The 17304-nt window shown below is 46.1% G+C and carries 11 protein-coding genes; 5 read left to right on the forward strand and 6 right to left on the reverse strand.

The genetic code is table 11. The features are described from left to right. Nucleotides 1-90: 90 nt before the first annotated feature. Nucleotides 91-1311 (reverse strand): anaerobic sulfatase-maturation protein, encoded by a 1221-nt coding sequence (locus I6E38_RS03130; protein ID WP_235392631.1) that lies wholly within the window; start codon nucleotides 1309-1311, stop codon nucleotides 91-93. A 15-nt stretch (nucleotides 1312-1326) separates the two neighbouring features. Next, complete coding sequence (locus I6E38_RS03135) at nucleotides 1327-2379, reverse strand: asparaginase (protein WP_235392632.1); 1053 nt, start codon at nucleotides 2377-2379, stop codon at nucleotides 1327-1329. Nucleotides 2380-2600: 221 nt separating this feature from the next. Here I6E38_RS03135 and I6E38_RS03140 point away from each other — a divergent pair, with 221 nt between their 5' ends. The 4 genes from I6E38_RS03140 (at nucleotide 2601) to carB (ending at nucleotide 10084) form a co-directional block, all read left to right on the forward strand. Then, on the forward strand, nucleotides 2601-3401 hold the full coding sequence (locus tag I6E38_RS03140; RefSeq protein WP_235392633.1) for a polysaccharide biosynthesis/export family protein: 801 nt from the start codon (nucleotides 2601-2603) through the stop codon (nucleotides 3399-3401). Nucleotides 3402-3602: 201 nt separating this feature from the next. After that, on the forward strand, nucleotides 3603-5480 hold the full coding sequence (locus tag I6E38_RS03145; protein WP_235392634.1) for an amidophosphoribosyltransferase: 1878 nt from the start codon (nucleotides 3603-3605) through the stop codon (nucleotides 5478-5480). 194 nt (nucleotides 5481-5674) lie between these two features. Next, entirely contained in the window at nucleotides 5675-6754 is a 1080-nt protein-coding gene (carA, locus tag I6E38_RS03150; protein ID WP_235392635.1) for a glutamine-hydrolyzing carbamoyl-phosphate synthase small subunit, read from the forward strand. A gap of 105 nt (nucleotides 6755-6859) precedes the next feature. Further along, entirely contained in the window at nucleotides 6860-10084 is a 3225-nt protein-coding gene (carB, locus tag I6E38_RS03155) for a carbamoyl-phosphate synthase (glutamine-hydrolyzing) large subunit (RefSeq protein ID WP_235392636.1), read from the forward strand. A gap of 141 nt (nucleotides 10085-10225) precedes the next feature. On the opposite strand, the gene I6E38_RS03160 is transcribed toward carB, so the two are convergent. The 3 genes from I6E38_RS03160 to I6E38_RS03170 all read right to left on the reverse strand — a co-directional run bounded on the left by I6E38_RS03160 (nucleotide 10226) and on the right by I6E38_RS03170 (nucleotide 14448). Then, nucleotides 10226-12694, reverse strand: coding sequence for an FAD-dependent oxidoreductase (locus tag I6E38_RS03160; RefSeq protein ID WP_235392637.1), 2469 nt, complete (start codon nucleotides 12692-12694; stop codon nucleotides 10226-10228). 128 nt (nucleotides 12695-12822) lie between these two features. After that, nucleotides 12823-13749: a LysR family transcriptional regulator gene (locus tag I6E38_RS03165; RefSeq protein ID WP_235392638.1), complete on the reverse strand. Its 927-nt coding sequence runs from the start codon at nucleotides 13747-13749 to the stop codon at nucleotides 12823-12825. 6 nt (nucleotides 13750-13755) lie between these two features. Beyond that, on the reverse strand, nucleotides 13756-14448 hold the full coding sequence (locus tag I6E38_RS03170) for a nitroreductase family protein (RefSeq protein WP_235392639.1): 693 nt from the start codon (nucleotides 14446-14448) through the stop codon (nucleotides 13756-13758). Between the two features lie 126 nt (nucleotides 14449-14574). Here I6E38_RS03170 and I6E38_RS03175 point away from each other — a divergent pair, with 126 nt between their 5' ends. Then, nucleotides 14575-16164, forward strand: coding sequence for an ATP-binding protein (locus I6E38_RS03175; protein ID WP_235392640.1), 1590 nt, complete (start codon nucleotides 14575-14577; stop codon nucleotides 16162-16164). Between the two features lie 521 nt (nucleotides 16165-16685). Here I6E38_RS03175 and I6E38_RS03180 read toward each other — a convergent pair. Beyond that, a complete protein-coding gene (locus tag I6E38_RS03180; protein WP_235392641.1) occupies nucleotides 16686-17216 on the reverse strand; it encodes a phosphorothioated DNA-binding restriction endonuclease family protein in 531 nt (176 codons plus the stop codon). Nucleotides 17217-17304 lie beyond the last annotated feature (88 nt).

Below are 17304 nucleotides of genomic sequence, written 5' to 3' on the forward strand. Positions count from 1 at the left end.
CGAAAGCCCCCAAGAAGTGTGATGCTTCTTGGGGGCTTTTGCTGTTATTGTATGTATGATTCGGTTGCGATTTTTATAATGTAGTGAACGTTACTCGCTTACGATATAGTTCATGACGTTTGCAGGTGGGCGTTTTGCAGCCAATTCGCCCTTCATGAATTCCATATATGGGGCAACATGTTTGAAGAACTTGTGATATCCGGCGCATAGATAATTCAGTCCTGGGTTGCCGTAGCGGTCGTTTATGAATCGGTTTTTCGGGCATTCGCCATGGCATGCAAACAATACGTCGCATTCTTTGCACTGCTTTGGCAGCAATTCTTTTTTCATTCGTGCAAATTCGCGTTGCTTTGGCGAGTACATCATTTGAGTGACAGTGCTCTCGCGCAGATTTCCTAACAAATGTTCTGGGTATACAAAGTGGTCGCATGAGTAAACATCGCCATTGTATTCCATAACTCCGGCGTGTCCGCACTCTGCCGCCATCGTGCATAGTCCGGGGGCAACGCCAACCCAGTTGGCAAGAGTGCTGTCAAACAATTGTATGTAATACTCGCCTACGTCATGGCGCACCCATTCGTCGAATATGGCGCAGAGGAAGGTTCCCCATTGTTCGGCGGTAACACTGAAGTCGGCCATTTTGCCACCTTCGGTCATACCAGGTGCAAGCTGCAGTCCGTCGGCGCGGTTGTCGACAATACGTTCTACGATAGGGGTGAATTGTATGAAGTGGCAGTTTATATCCTTGAAGAAATGATAGAATTCAAGCGGATGCTCTACGTTGAGGTTGTTGACAACTGCCAGAGCATTCCATTCTACATTATATTTATTAAGCATTCGTATGCCACGCATCACCTGGTTCCATGTAGGTCTGCCGGTAGCAGTCTTGCGGTAGGCATCGTGAAACTCCTGTGGTCCATCAATAGATACGCCTACAAGGAAATTATTGTCATGAAAGAACTTGCACCATTCTTCTGTCAGCATTGTGGCATTGGTCTGAATGCAGTTGTCGATGCGTCGTCCGCCAGCGTATTGTTGCTGTAGTCGCAATGCTTTTTTATAGAATGATATTGGGCGCATGAGTGTTTCGCCGCCATGCCATGTGAACATAACTTCGGGCATGGTTTGTGCTTCAATGTAATCCTTTATGAATTTTTCGAGCAACTGGTCGCTCATTATGTGCTTTTCGTTGTTGTCGTATAATTTGCCTTTTTCAAGGTAATAGCAGTACTTGCAACGCAGGTTGCAAAGACTACCCGCTGGTTTGGCCATTAGGTACACAGGGCGGGCAAAAGGGTTTATGGTTGGCATCTCGATTTTTTTTTGTTATTTTGTTATCTCTCCGCATAGGTTGCGGTTCATGAGAGTTCTTATCACATTGCTGTCGGTATAGTGTCCTTGCAGGAACATCAGTTTTGCCACGGCGCTCTCTACTGTCGAGTCGTATCCGGTCACAATGCCTGCGTCCTTGAGCTGATAGCTTGCCTCGTAGCGTCCCATCTTGACGCTTCCTGCTACACACTGGCTTATATTTACAACAGTCACACCGCGTCGTGTAGCTTCTTTTAGGAGCTGTTGGAGCCATGGTTTTTGTGGCGCATTGCCGCTGCCGAAGCTGCGCAGTACGATGCCTCGCAGTTCGGGTGCTTCAAGCACGTGTCGTACGATGTTCTGCTGTATGCCAGGGAACAGCGAGAATACCACTACGTTGGGGTCCATTGCGAAATGTGGTATCATCGGTTTGGTGAAGTCGCGCTTTAGAATGTAGTGTTTGTTGAAGCTGAATTCCACGCCGGCATCACAAAGATGAGGGTAGTTGAACGAGTTGAAAGCGTCGAATCCGTCAGCGTTCTGTTTGGTGCATCGGTTGCCGCGCAGCAATCGTCCGTTGAAGTATATGCATACCTCAGGTACCATTGCGTGTCCTTCTTCATTGTGTATGCTTGCCAATTCGATGCTTGTTACGAGGTTTTCCTTGCCGTCGGTGCGCAATTGTCCTATAGGCAGCTGCGAGCCTGTAAGTATGACGGGTTTGGTCAGGTTCTCGAGCATGAACGACAGAGCGCTTGCTGTGTATGCCATGGTGTCGGTGCCGTGCAGAATGACGAATCCGTCATATTGGTTGTAGTTGTCGGCAATGATGCGCACGAGTTGCGCCCAACGTCTCAGCGACATGTCCGACGAGTCGATAGGTGGTGTAAACTGGTATGTGTCAATGTCTGTCTTAAGGTAGGCAAACTCGGGCAAGTTTTCTATCAGGTGCTCGAAATTCAGCGGTTCGAGTGCTCCCGTCATGGGATTGCGACCCATACCAATTGTGCCACCGGTGTATATCAGCAGCACTTTGTTCTGTCGAGAGTAGGCTTTGTCGTTGTTCATTTTATAAAAGTAGTGTTTGTACACGCAAAATTAATATAAAAAAGTGACATTGTGTCAAGTAAACCAAAGTTTTTGTACATGTTTTAAGGTTTTATATTGTTAAAATGAAATTATTTTAGGAGATATAAAATTATTTGTTGAAAACTTTGTCAATGTCGGAAATAAGTCGTATTTTTGCAGATGCAAATTTAACGCGGTTAGCAAAACATTATAATATATATATGAAAAAGGTATTATTTCCTATATTTTTAATGGCGGTGGTTTTGTTGCTGAACGGTTGTTCAACAGCAAAAAAGGTCGCTTATTTTCAGAATATTGATACTTTGAATCTTGCCCCTTCTGTAGGCTTGTATGATGCACGCATCATGCCAAAAGACGAGTTGACCATTACAGTGGTTACATCTGATCCTGAGGCGGGTAGACCTTTCAACCTTTCTGTACAGAGCACGCTTGGTGAAGGTGGAAAATTAAGCAGCGGCACAGGTGCTTTGCTTACTTATCTTGTAGACAATAATGGAGATATAGATTTTCCCGTTGTTGGTAGAATGCGTGTAGCAGGTATGACCAAGACTGAATGCGAAAAGCTTATCGCTGACAAGGTAGCCCCGTACCTTGCTAATGAAGAGCATCCTGTCGTAACTGTCAATATGTCAAGTTATCGTATTACAGTGGCTGGTGAAGTGGCTTCGCCTAAGGTTGTGCCCGTTACTACTCAGAAGATGAGCGTGCTTGAAGCTTTGGCTCAGGCAGGCGACTTGACTATTTATGGTCGTCGTGACAATGTATTGCTTATTCGTGAGACCGCTACCGGTCAGAAGGAGGTTCATCGTCTGAATCTCAATGATGCTAATATTATCAATTCGCCGTACTATTATGTACAGCAGAATGATTATATATATGTGGAGCCCAATGGTGTAAAGTCTAAAAACTCAGCCATCGGTTCTTCAACGACTTTATGGTTCTCATTCGTGGGCATCGTAACGTCGGTGGCTTCTTTGTTGGTTAATATTATCCGAAACTAAATATCTTGGTTGAGCGTTGGGCTATTTGCTTGACGCTTAATTTTTATCCATATGTCGGCTGTGCGTACGCACAAACGTCATATAGCTATTCAAATCTCAGGAAAACACGCACTATGTGGCTCGTCTGATGCCAAAATGACGACATGGACAGAAGCTGCATATATAATGAATTAAGAGTTATACAAGTAAAGTTAAGAAACCGTGGAACCACTAAAACATGAGTGTGGCGTGGCAATGATCAGGTTGCTCAAGCCACTTGAGTACTATCAGCAGAAGTATGGTACTTGGATGTTCGGATTAAACAAGCTCTATCTGATGATGGAGAAGCAGCACAACCGTGGCCAGGAAGGAGCTGGTATGGCATGTGTGAAACTTGACGGACAACCAGGAACGGAATATATGTTCCGTGAACGTGCAGAGGGCAAGGATGCCATAACCGAGATATTCGGTCGTGTGCAGAAAGAGTTTGCCCGATTGAGACCTGAACTGCTTGCCGATGCCGACTTTGCCAAGGAGCATCTTCCGTTTGCCGGTGAGCTGTATATGGGGCATCTGCGCTATTCCACGACAGGAAAGAAGGGACTTTCGTATGTTCATCCTTTCCTCCGCCGCAACAACTGGCAGGCCAAGAATCTGTGCATCTGCGGCAACTTTAACATGACGAATATCGACGAGATATTCCAGAAAATGCTTACGCGAGGCATGTTTCCGCGCATATATAGCGACGGATATACATTGCTCGAACTGATGGGTCATCGACTCGACCGTGAGGCTGAACGCAACTACGTGGAAGCCAAGAACCGCGGACTTGAGGGAATGGAACTGACTCATTATATAGATGAACACATGGATATGGCCAACGTACTGCGCACTTCGATGCCTGATTTCGACGGTGGCTATGTGATGTGCGGACTTACGGGTTCTGGTGAGATGTTCTCAATGCGCGACCCGTGGGGCATTCGCCCTGCGTTCTATTATGCTAACGACGAGTTTGTGGCTGTGGCATCCGAGCGCCCAGTGCTTCAGACTACGTTCGACCTGGAATGTGAAGACATTCAGGAACTGCAGCCTGGCTACGCGTTGCTTGTAAGCCGTCAGGGTAAGGTGCGTATGGAGCAGATACTACAGCAGCGAGGCGATTCTGCCTGCTCGTTCGAGCGTATATACTTCAGCCGTGGCTCCGACAGAGACATCTACCGCGAGCGCAAACGCCTTGGCGAACTGCTGCGCGAACCGGTGCTCAAGGCTGTTGACGGCGATATAGACCATACGGTATTCTCGTTCATACCGAACACTGCCGAGGTGGCATACTACGGTCTGCTTTCTGGATTTAAGAAATATAGCAACGAGCTGAAGGTGAAGCGCATCCAACAGCTCGACCATAAGCCAACCGATGAGGAGTTGCACGCTATACTCGACACATACGTGCGTTCTGAGAAAGTGGCTTTAAAGGACATCAAGCTGCGCACGTTCATCACCGAGGGCAACTCGCGCAATGACCTTGCGTCGCATGTCTACGACATCACTTACGGTTGTATTGAGCCGTATGTCGACAACCTCGTCGTGATTGACGACTCTATCGTGCGCGGCACAACGCTCAAGGAGAGCATTCTGCGCATACTCGACCGTCTGCATCCTAAGAAGATAGTCATCGTGTCGTCGGCTCCGCAGATACGCTATCCCGACTATTACGGCATCGATATGCCGCGTCTGGAGGAGTTCTGCGTGTTCCGTGCCACGATGGAACTGATAAAGGAACGTGGCATGCAAGATCTGCTGAAGCGAGTATACGAGTCGTGCAAACTTGAATTGCTCAAACCGAAGGAGATGATGCGCAACTGTGTGCGCGACGTATACAAGCCGTTCTCTATCAACGAGATAAACAACAAGATAGTTGAGATGCTTCGTCCTGAGGAACTGGAGACGCCAGTTGAACTCGTATATCAGTCAATCGACGGATTGCATGAGGCTATACCCGATCACAAAGGCGATTGGTACTTCACTGGTAAGTATCCTACACCGGGTGGCACAAAACTCTGCAATCAGGCATTTGTCAACTATATGGAGAAGCTAATGTAGACACATCAAATACGGTGTCTTGACCGTATCGTTATGTCGGCATTACTGCATGCGCCCTGAAAGGGCAAAAGTAAAAATACATAACACTTTTGCGCTTTCAGGGCGTCTGTGCGCGATATAGTAGCTGAGGTCGCAGACGTCAGTTGCAACAATGAAAAGAGAAACTATAAGAACAATAACGAGAAAATATAACTATGAGAAATGTAACTTTAGTATTGGAAGACGGAACCAAGTTCCATGGTAAGTCATTTGGTTATGAGGCACCTGTGGCTGGAGAGGTCGTTTTCAACACGGCGATGATGGGTTATCCCGAGTCGCTGACCGACCCTTCTTATGCAGGACAGCTCATGACTCTGACATATCCGCTTGTAGGTAACTATGGCGTGCCTCCTTTCTCAATTGAAGAGAACGGACTTCCCACGTTCATGGAGAGTGACAAAATCTACGCTTCGGCTATCATCGTTGCTGACTATAGTGAGGAGTACAGCCATTGGAATGCCGTTGAGAGCCTTGCCGACTGGCTCAAGCGCGAGCACGTGCCTGGTATCACCGGCATCGATACTCGTGAGCTGACTAAGGTATTGCGCGAGCATGGTGTGATGATGGGCAAGATCATTTTCGACGACGAGCCCGAGAATATCCCGACAGCCGAGTATGCTGGAGTTAACTTTGTTGACAAGGTTAGCTGCAAGGAGATTGTACGCTACAACGAGGGTGCCGAGAAGAAGGTTGTGCTTGTTGATTGTGGCGTTAAGGCCAACATCATCCGTTGTCTTATCAACCGCGGTTGCGAGGTAATTCGTGTGCCTTGGAACTACGACTACACTGACATGGAGTTTGACGGACTCTTCCTTGCCAACGGTCCTGGCGATCCTGACATGTGCGAGGCTGCCGTTAAGATTATCCAGAAGCAGATGAGCCTTTCCGACAAGCCTATCTGTGGTATCTGCATGGGCAACCAGCTGCTTGCTAAGGCTGCAGGTGCTCACATCTATAAGCTTAAGTACGGTCATCGTTCTCACAACCAGCCTGTACGCATGGTTGGCACAGAGAAGTGCTTCGTGACATCGCAGAACCACGGTTATGCTGTTGATGCAAAGACACTCGGTGCTGACTGGGAAGAGTTGTTCGTAAACATGAACGACGGTTCTAACGAGGGAATCCGCCACAAGTCAAAGCCTTGGTTCTCAAGCCAGTTCCACCCAGAGGCATGCTCAGGTCCGGTAGACACCGAGTTCATGTTCGACAAGTTTGTGGATACCCTCAATAAGTAAAAAGCCCCACCCCCAACCCCTCCCCCGTAGGGAGGGGAGTGAAATGTTTGATATTAAAAGGCTTTAGCTTGATTAAACATTAATAAAAATAAAGCATTAGAATAAATGAAAGACGAAAATATAAAGAAAGTATTGTTGCTCGGTTCGGGTGCCTTGAAGATTGGCGAAGCGGGCGAGTTCGACTATTCTGGCTCTCAGGCTTTGAAGGCTCTGCGTGAGGAGGGTGTGAAGACAGTGCTCATCAACCCTAATATCGCAACAGTGCAGACATCAGAGGGTGTTGCCGACCAGATATATTTCCTTCCTGTTCAGCCTCACTTTGTTGAGGAGGTTATCAAGAAGGAGCGTCCCGACGGCATCCTGCTCTCGTTCGGTGGACAGACAGCGCTCAACTGCGGTGTTGAACTCTATCGTCAGGGCATTCTCGAGAAGTATAACGTGAAGGTGCTTGGTACTCCGGTTCAGGCCATCATGGACACAGAGGACCGTGAGCTCTTCGTTCAGAAGCTCGACGAAATCAACGTTAAGACTATCAAGAGCGAGGCTTGCGAGAATATGGAGCAGACCCGTAAGGCTGCTGCCGAACTTGGCTATCCGGTTATTATCCGTGCTGCTTACGCTCTTGGTGGACTCGGTTCTGGTTTCGCTGACAATGAGGAGGAACTCGACAAACTTGCCGAGAAGGCATTCTCATTCTCACCGCAGGTATTGGTAGAGAAGAGTTTGAAGGGATGGAAGGAGATAGAGTATGAGGTAGTGCGCGACCGCTACGACAACTGTATCACCGTATGTAACATGGAGAACTTCGACCCTCTGGGCATTCACACTGGTGAGTCGATCGTTATCGCTCCGTCACAGACTCTCACCAATTCAGAGTATCACAAGCTCCGTGCCCTTGCCATTAAGATTATCCGTCACATTGGTATTGTAGGTGAGTGTAACGTGCAGTATGCTTTCGACCCACAGTCGGAAGACTATCGCGTTATCGAGGTTAATGCTCGCTTGAGCCGTTCTTCTGCTCTTGCTTCTAAGGCTACCGGTTATCCATTGGCTTTCGTTGCAGCCAAGCTTGGTATGGGCTACGGCTTGTTCGAGTTGAAGAACTCTGTAACAAAGACCACCAGCGCATTCTTCGAGCCGGCTCTCGACTACGTAGTCTGCAAGATTCCACGTTGGGACCTTTCTAAGTTCCGTGGTGTAGACAAGGAGTTGGGTTCTTCAATGAAGTCGGTAGGTGAGGTTATGGCTATCGGCCGCAACTTTGAGGAGGCTATTCAGAAGGGTCTTCGTATGATAGGCCAGGGCATGCACGGCTTTGTTGAGAACAAGGAACTTGAGATTGAAGATATTGACTCAGCTCTGCGCGAGCCGACCGACAAGCGTGTGTTTGTCATATCTAAGGCTATGCACAAGGGTTATACTGTCGACCAGATTCACGACCTTACCAAGATTGACAAGTGGTTCCTTGAGAAGTTGCAGCATATCATCGACATCGATGAGGCTATGAAGAAGTGCAACATCAACACACTCGATAAGGAACTCCTCCGTACTGCAAAGGTTTATGGTTTCACCGACTTCCAGATTGCACGTGCCGTAGGATTGGAGGACGAACTTAAGTCAATGCGTAAGGCATCGCTCGTAGTTCGCTCACGTCGTAAGAACTATGGCATTCTTCCAGTTGTAAAGCAGATTGACACCCTCGCTGCCGAGTATCCAGCACAGACCAACTATCTGTACGTTACATACGCTGGTGTAAAGAGCGACATCACATTCGAGAACGACAAGCGTTCTATCATCGTTCTTGGTTCGGGTGCTTACCGTATCGGTTCGTCTGTAGAGTTCGACTGGTGTGGCGTTCAGGCTCTTAACACAATCCGTAAGGAGGGCTACCGCTCAGTTATGATTAACTATAACCCAGAGACCGTGTCTACCGACTACGACATGTGCGATCGTCTCTACTTCGACGAACTTACATTCGAGCGTGTTATGGATATCATCGACCTGGAGACACCTTATGGCGTTATCGTTTCTACCGGTGGTCAGATTCCAAACAACCTTGCTATGCTTCTCGACGAGCAGCACGTGCCAATTCTCGGTACCAAGGCTCAGGACATCGACAACGCTGAGGACCGTGCAAAGTTCTCGCAGATGCTTACCAACAATGGTATCAACCAGCCTGAATGGAGCGCACTTACAAGTATGGAGGACATCGATCGCTTCATTGAGCGTGTAGGCTTCCCGGTACTTGTACGTCCGTCGTATGTGCTTTCTGGTGCTGCCATGAACGTTTGCTCTAACGAGGACGAGCTTAAGCGATTCCTTCAGTTGGCTGCCAACGTTAGCGAGGACCATCCAGTTGTAGTTAGCAAGTTCATCGAGCATGCCAAGGAGATTGAGATGGATGCCGTTGCCAAGAATGGTGAGGTTATCGCTTACGCTATCTCTGAGCACATCGAGTTTGCCGGTGTTCACTCTGGTGACGCTACTATCCAGTTCCCGCCGCAGAAGCTTTATGTTGAGACAGTACGCCGTTGTAAGCGTGTAGGTCGTCAGATTGCCAAGGAGCTTCACATCAACGGTCCGTTCAACATCCAGTTCATGGCCCGCGACAACGATATCCTCGTTATCGAGTGTAACTTGCGTGCTTCACGTTCGTTCCCGTTCGTAAGCAAGGTTCTGAAGATAAACTTTATCGAGCTTGCAACTCGTGTAATGCTTGGTCTGCCGGTAGAGAAGCCGAGCAAAAACCTCTTCGACCTCGACTATGTAGGTATCAAGGCATCGCAGTTCTCATTCAACCGTCTGCAGAAGGCCGACCCAGTGCTTGGCGTAGACATGAGTTCTACTGGTGAGGTAGGTTGTTTGGGCGACGACACCAACACAGCATTGCTTAAGAGTATGCTCTCTGTAGGCCATCGCATCCCGAAGAAGAACATTCTTCTTTCTACAGGTAGTGCAAAGCAGAAGGTTGCTATGCTCGATGCTGCCAAGATGCTTATCGAGAATGGCTACAATTTGTATGCTACTGGCGGTACAAGCAAGTTCCTTACAGAGAACGGCATAAAGAACACACTCGTACTTTGGCCTTCAGAGGAGGGTGACGAGCCTAAGGCTCTCGACCTGTTGCACAACCATACAATCGATATGGTTGTCAACATACCGAAGAACCTTACAAGTTCAGAGCTCAGCAACGGCTACAAGATTCGTCGTGCAGCTATCGACCTCAACGTGCCTCTTATCACCAACGCTCGTCTTGCAAGTGCTTTCATCTATGCATTCTGCACAACCAAGCTTGAGGATATCGACATCAAGGCTTGGGGTGAATACTAATTTGAGTTGTCGAGTAGACAAGTTGTTTGTTTATGAGTTGACGAGCTTGTTAGCTTTATAGCAAAAACTCTTCTATATATAATTTAGAATAAATAAAAAAACTCGTTGTACGTCCATTTGCGATGTACAACGAGTTTTTTTTTATATAAATAGATTTACATTAGCCTGCTCTGCACGTTCCATGTAAGAGGCAACACCACCTATTGTTACATTATCGAGCAACTCTTCTCGCTTCACTCCCATTACGTCCATCGACATCTGGCATGCGATAAACTCCACACCGTTGTCAATAGCTTGTTGACGTAGTGTTTCGAGCGAGTCAACACCTTTCTGCTTCATTAGATAGCGCATCATACGGCTGCCTATACCAAACATATTCATCTTGGAGAGATTTAGATGTTTAGAGTTAGAAGGCAACATCCATGAGAACATTCGTCCGAAGAAATCTTTCTTAACCTTTGGTTTATGGTCTTTCTTTATAGCATTGAGTCCCCAGAAGGTGAAGAAGATACTAACCTTCTTGCCTGTTGCTGCTGCACCATTGGCTAATACGAATGTTGCAAGAGTCTTGTCCAAATCATCACTGAACAGAATCAGAGTTTTACCCTTATTATTGGTTTGTGGTATTACTGCTTCTGCAGCGCAAGGTGTAGCCTTTTCTATTTCTACGATATGAATGCCTGCTTCTGAACGTTTGGTTAGGAAATGGTTGCCCGTAGTTCTGCACCAAGCTTCTGCATCACGTGGAAATCCTGCATCTGTAGCCCGAATCTCAAGAGTCTGACCAGACTGGAGATTATCCATAGTTTGCTTCATCTTCATAATAGGACCTGGACATTGGAGGCCGCACGCATCAACCTTTATTACGGTGTTAGAAGATGTTGAGCAAGACCCCGAATAACAAGTGTGGCTTGCCTCAATAGTAGAGAATCCATTAGGAATATCAATTTTAGCCGTAGCAGCCTTATATATTTTGAGTCCACCAATGAGATTCTTCACATTTTTAAATCCATTTCCTTTTAGGATATTTGATGCCAGGTAACCACGCAGACCTACACCACAGAAGAGCCAATACTCGCGGTCGGACGGAAGCTCTGAAATATGCGAACGTAGATTATCAAGCGGAATGTTAATAGCACCAGGAATAGTACCCAAAGCATATTCGTCTGCAGTGCGCACATCTATAAGCATAACCTTCGAAGGGTCGACATCTTGCATCTCTCTCCAATATACTGGCTCCATCTTGCCACTAAGAATATTGCATGCCACATATCCAGCTATTGCCACTGGGTCTTTGGCAGAAGAGAAAGGAGGAGCATAGGCATGTTCCAATCGGGTGAGCTGCTCTACAGTAGCTCCCTGCTTAATGGCAAGTGCAAGTTGGTTGATGCGGCTATCCACACCTTCATAACCTACAATCTGTGCACCATATATACGTCCATCGTTGGGCGAGAAGGTTACCTTGATAGTCATTTGTAGGCTACCTGGATAGTAGCCTGCATGCGAACCATTATGGATAGTGGCAGAGAGATACGGAATATCCATCTGTCGTAGACGCTTGGCAGGCAGACCCGTAGAGGCTACGGTCATATCAAACACCTTGGCAATGGCTGTACCTATAGAGCCTTCGTATATCTCCTTGTTGCCTTCCACCATATTATCAGCTACGATGCGTGCTTGGCGATTGGCAGGACCAGCAAGGAAGTTCAGCCAAGGCTTGCCCGTTATAGGATGTGGATATTCTATGGCATCGCCCACAGCATAGATGTCTGAATCGGATGTTTGCAAGTATTCGTTCACCCATATTCCACGCATCTCACCCAGTTGCAGGCCAGCATCTTGAGCCAACCTTGTTTGTGCTCTTACACCGATACTTAGCAAAACCATATCAGCTTGAAGTGATATGCCCGACTTGAAATGTACAGTCAGTTCGTCGTCCTTACGAGAGAACGCATCAACCGCCTGTTCAAGATACAGCTTTACATCTTGCTGAAGCAAATGTTCGTGTACGAGTGATGCCATTGAATAGTCAATAGGAGCCATCACCTGTGGTGCCATCTCCACAACAGCCACCTCTACACCAGCGTGCTTCAGGTTTTCTGCCATCTCAAGACCTATGAAGCCACCGCCAACAATCACTGCATGTCTTACGCTGTGTGTTGTCATATACTCCTTGATACGATCAGTATCGCTTACATTGCGAAGAGTGAATATGCCTTCACTGTCGATGCCTTTCAATGGAGGAACAACGGGAGAAGCTCCAGGAGAGAGCAGCAGCTTATCATAGTTTTCCTGGTATGTAGTGCCATCTGCCTTACGTACTTCTACTTGCTTTTTGTCGGGATTGATGGAGAGCACTTCGTTCTCTGTGCGTACATCAATATTAAAACGTTTGCCGAATTCTTCAGGTGTCTGTACAAACAGTCGGTTACGATCTTCAATAACACCTCCTATATAATAAGGTAGTCCGCAGTTGGCATACGAAATGTATTTGCCCTTCTCAAACATAATGATTTCAGCATCTTCTGTCAGTCTTCTTATACGAGCGGCTGCAGTAGCACCACCTGCCACACCACCTACAATGAGGTATTTCTTATTATTGTCTGCCATATTTGTATAGATATTTATTTGTTGTCATTTTAAATATTAAATAATGTACTGCAAAGGTATACTATTTGTCATAGACAAACAAATGGTTTTATCTATACTAATATAGATATCGTCTATTATGGATATGTCTAAAGTTTAATACCGTATTTCATAATTCCCTCACCGAGCATTCCCTGTGGCATAAACGTTTTAAGGGTATTCGTGACTATATTCAGCATCCTTTCTCTGATATAGCCTTCCTTAATATATAGCGACACTTTGCGTTGAGAGAGAAAGTTGCTATCAAGTTTGCGTACATTGTTGCGCTGATTGTCAGATAGAAACTGGATGTGCATTTCAGGAATGATGGTGAAGCCTCCGTTTTCGTCAATAATACGGATAAGAGTTTCTATACTTCCTGCCTCATATATATGATTGCCTTTGCTTCGCGCTTTACAAAAAGAGAATGCACTATTCCTTAGACATTGGGCTTCTTTCATTATCCACATATTCTCGTGCTCCAGATTTTCTGGTTTGAACACAGGTAATTTGCGCCAGCAGCTTTCAGCCAAATAGACATAAAAGTTCTCCGTATATAGCGGAATCTCCAATACACCCGAATGTGTATTATCAGAAATGGCGATGCCTGCATCTATTTCTCCACGTACCAGCGCTTCAAGCATGAAGTCGGCCTTCATTTCGCAGATGGTAAGATCTACAGATGGGTAGTGTTCACGATAATGCTTGATAAACTTGGGTAGGATGTAAGGGGCTATAGTTGGGCCAACCGAAATAACAAACTTGCCACCAACCTCACCTTTGTCTTCCTTTACAATTTCGCTGATACGTTCTATTTCTAATAGAGCCAATTCTGCTTGACGGATTATCTTCTCACCTTCTGTAGTAGGAGCAACCGACTTATTATTGCGCTCAAAGATGCGAGTATCAAGTTCGTCCTCCAGTTTCACAAGCATTGCGCTTAGCGTAGGCTGTGACACATTGCAGGCTTCAGCCGCCTTTGCAAAACTGCGAAAGCGGTTGACTGCCACGATATATTTCAGTTGTTGGATATTCATAATTATTCACGCCCAATCGAAGTTTTCCTTTCCTGCACCAATTTCAAAATGTAGTCTGGCTATGCCTATATCCATTTTTGTATATCCCACCATAGAGAAACCTCGCTTTGCTATAACCTTAGGCTTAACTTCGGAGCCTTGTTCGTTAGGCAACAGGGTGAACGAGAACTTCTGTTGATTGATGGCAGTAGGTGCTAAGAGAGCAGCTTCAACACCATTGCGAAACCATTCTGGCGAGTCGTTGCAGACATTGCTTACCTGCTCTATTGTCTTGCTTTTGCGCTTAAAGCCTTGAGTTGCTCCATATCCCAAGGCAATCATACATGTTAGTTTTTCGTCATCGCCCACTATGTAAGCCTCGCTCACCTTGCGATAGCTCAGTCCAGCCCAGCAAGTATTTAATCCAAGTGTTTGAGCCAGCAGTACAAGCTGTTCTCCGTAATAGCCCACACGCTCGTCAAGGTCATCAGCCTTCTTGCCAACCATAACCAGATAATTCTCCACACCCGAAAACTTGCCATACGAGAAGATGCCCGTAAATGCCCTTGTCTCGTTAGTCACAAGCTGTATGTGGAGCCCGCCCTCGGCGTTACACTCCTCAATCTTCTTCTGTAACGTCTCAATGATGTCTGCCGACAGTGGCTTATGAACGTACCTGCGCACACTATGTCGTTGCTTTATAGCTTCAAGTAATGTCATAATCATATATACTTTAATGTTTATTTGTGCTCAAAGTTACACATTTTTTTCTTTATGAAAGATATCAGAGGAATATTTGTATGAATCATTAAAATAAAGTATATTTGTAAATCAAAACAACTGATTATGAAATTTCCTATTGGCATACAAGATTTTAAAACAATACGCAAGGACGGTTTTGTATACGTGGACAAGACTGCGCTGCTGTATAAGTTGGCAGACGAAGGCCAAACTTACTTTCTGAGTCGTCCAAGACGATTCGGAAAAAGCCTCCTTGTGTCAACGCTTAAATATTATTTCAGTGGAGAGAAAGATCTCTTCACTGGGCTTGCCATCGATTCATTGGAAACCAAATGGGAGCAATATCCTATATTTCATATCGACTTTAACGGAAGCGACTTCACCGTTCCTCATACCCTACAACGACTTATCAAGGGACGCGTTGAAGACTGGGAGCGCGAATACGGCTTCCAAGGAAACCCCGACTATTCACCTGGCGAACGCTTTGTCCGATTGCTTGCCCACGTACACAAGCAGACCGGCAAGCGTTGTGTGGTGCTTATTGACGAATATGACAAGCCGTTGCTTGACGTGCTTGATACGGAGCGTAAGGTGAAACTTGACGATGAGGAACTGTTGATGGAAGATTATAACCGTGAGACGCTCAAAGGTTTTTACTCTGTATTTAAGGCTGCCGACCAAGATTTGCGATTTGTGCTACTGACGGGTGTCACCAAGTTCTCGCAGGTGAGTGTCTTCAGCGGATTCAATCAGCCCGAGGACATCAGTATGAATGCAAAGTATGATGCGATATGTGGCATAACGAAGGAAGAAATGGAGACGGTGTTCCATGACGAGATTGACGCAATGGCGGAGGAAATGGGCGTGACTTCCGAAGAAGTGCGCGATATGCTGCAACGTCATTATGACGGCTATCACTTCAGCAATAAAATGACCGACATCTTCAATCCGTTTAGTGTGCTCAATGCATTAAACAGCCGTAGCATTCAGGATTATTGGTTCCGAACCGGCACACCTACTTATCTTGTACGTCTGCTCAATCATACCAACGAGAATCTGAACGACCTGACCGGCAATTATTATGACACGTCAGAGTTTGTTGACTATAGAGCAGATGTGGAGCGCCCGTTGCCAATGATTTATCAGAGCGGCTATCTGACCATAAAGGATTACGACCCGTATTCTAATTCATACTTGCTCGACCTTCCGAACAACGAGGTGAAGAAAGGTTTCTTGACGCTTCTCGCCTCCAACTATCTCGGAACAAAAGAGTCGGCAACAACGCTTGCCATTCAGCTTTATCGTGCCTTACAGCATGACGACCTCGACACATGGCGCAAGAGCCTAACGGCTTTCTTTGCAAGCATACCTTACACCATGCGCCGTAAGGATATGGAAACGGAGAAGGAACGCTATTTCCACTATACGTTCTACTTGATTTTCCGTATTCTCAGTACCTATATTGTGCTTACCGAAAAGCAGCAGAGCGAGGGAAGGGCAGACTGCATTATCGAAACAAAAAACTGCGTCTGTATCTTCGAATTCAAGCTTGACGGCACAGCTGACGAAGCATTGCTGCAAATCGAAGACAAGGGCTACGCACGTCCGTATGAGGCAGACAGTCGCCAAATACGCAAAATAGGCGTCAGTTTCTCTTCGAAGACAGGAACTATAGACGACTGGAAAGAGGCTTAATGTTGTACTGCATGACAGGCAAATCCACTGCAACCAATACAATATTTGCATTTATGACGGCTCAAAACTGCGAGCTGAACGCACAAAGAAATCTTTGGCTCGAAATTCTTGAGTTTTGCGTGTGTAGTATTTAATATGTTTGTATACAGTGAGTTATGGTAATAGTAAGAGGGAGTGTGCAATGAATGGACATGTGAAAACCTTTCCTTTGCTTGCAAAAGGACTACTTTTACCCTCCATTTAGGCTTCAGTTGCTCTTCATTCAGGGCTTCTTTGCATTGCAAAAGTACTCCCTTTGCATTGCAAAGAAGCCCTGAATGGTAAGTAGTGATGTCTCTGGCACCTCAAAAACCGATAAAACCCGCCTCTGAAATCTCTAGAATCGATTTTTTATTTGTAACAGATTTTTACTGCTTGTACGATATTTGCATTAGTAAAATGCAATAACAGTATCTTTTGAATGAATGTTTTCTTAATGACTTCGTGACACTCATGACCTTCACGACACCCTGTCCTATTCCTTATATAGCCACAAGCCAGTTGAGCAGCATTCTCATGATGCTGCGGCTTCGTGCCGTGGCGGTGTTAATTTTCTCCTCCACGATAAACTGGGCAAGGCGGTTGCGGTAGTCTTTCTGTTGCAGCATGTCCCATAGCATGGGGTTGATGTAGGCGTATTCCACGTTGTTGCGGAGCCATCCAGGGGAGGGTGTGCTGCAACTTCTTGCGGAATGCGGATTCTTAAGGCTGAGGTTCCAGAAGTCGCTCGTTTGCAGATGGTAGAAGGGATAATAGAGTGGGGTGTATTCTGTCTGCTTAGCTATCTCGGCGTATTTTCTGAACACTTCTTCATAAATCCTTGCAAGCTGCTCATATTCAAAGCAATTCTGCGTGAACACTCCGTCCTCTATTCCCTTGATTACTGCCAACAGCAATACAGGCTTCGCTATCTTCTTTATGCCAGATCGCTTGATGCTTCCCACCCTCATGCTCTTTATCTTCCGACTAAAGCTCATAAACGTGAGGTCATAGTTTATGCTTGGTTCTTCCATGTGTGTTTTAATTGTTTGTTTATATGAACCAAAGTTACACAATATCGTTGACAGCGGCAAACTTTAAAGGTAAGTCTTGTAATATTGC

Source organism: Leyella stercorea, assembly GCF_021531355.1.
Taxonomy (GTDB): Bacteria; Bacteroidota; Bacteroidia; order Bacteroidales; family Bacteroidaceae; genus Prevotella.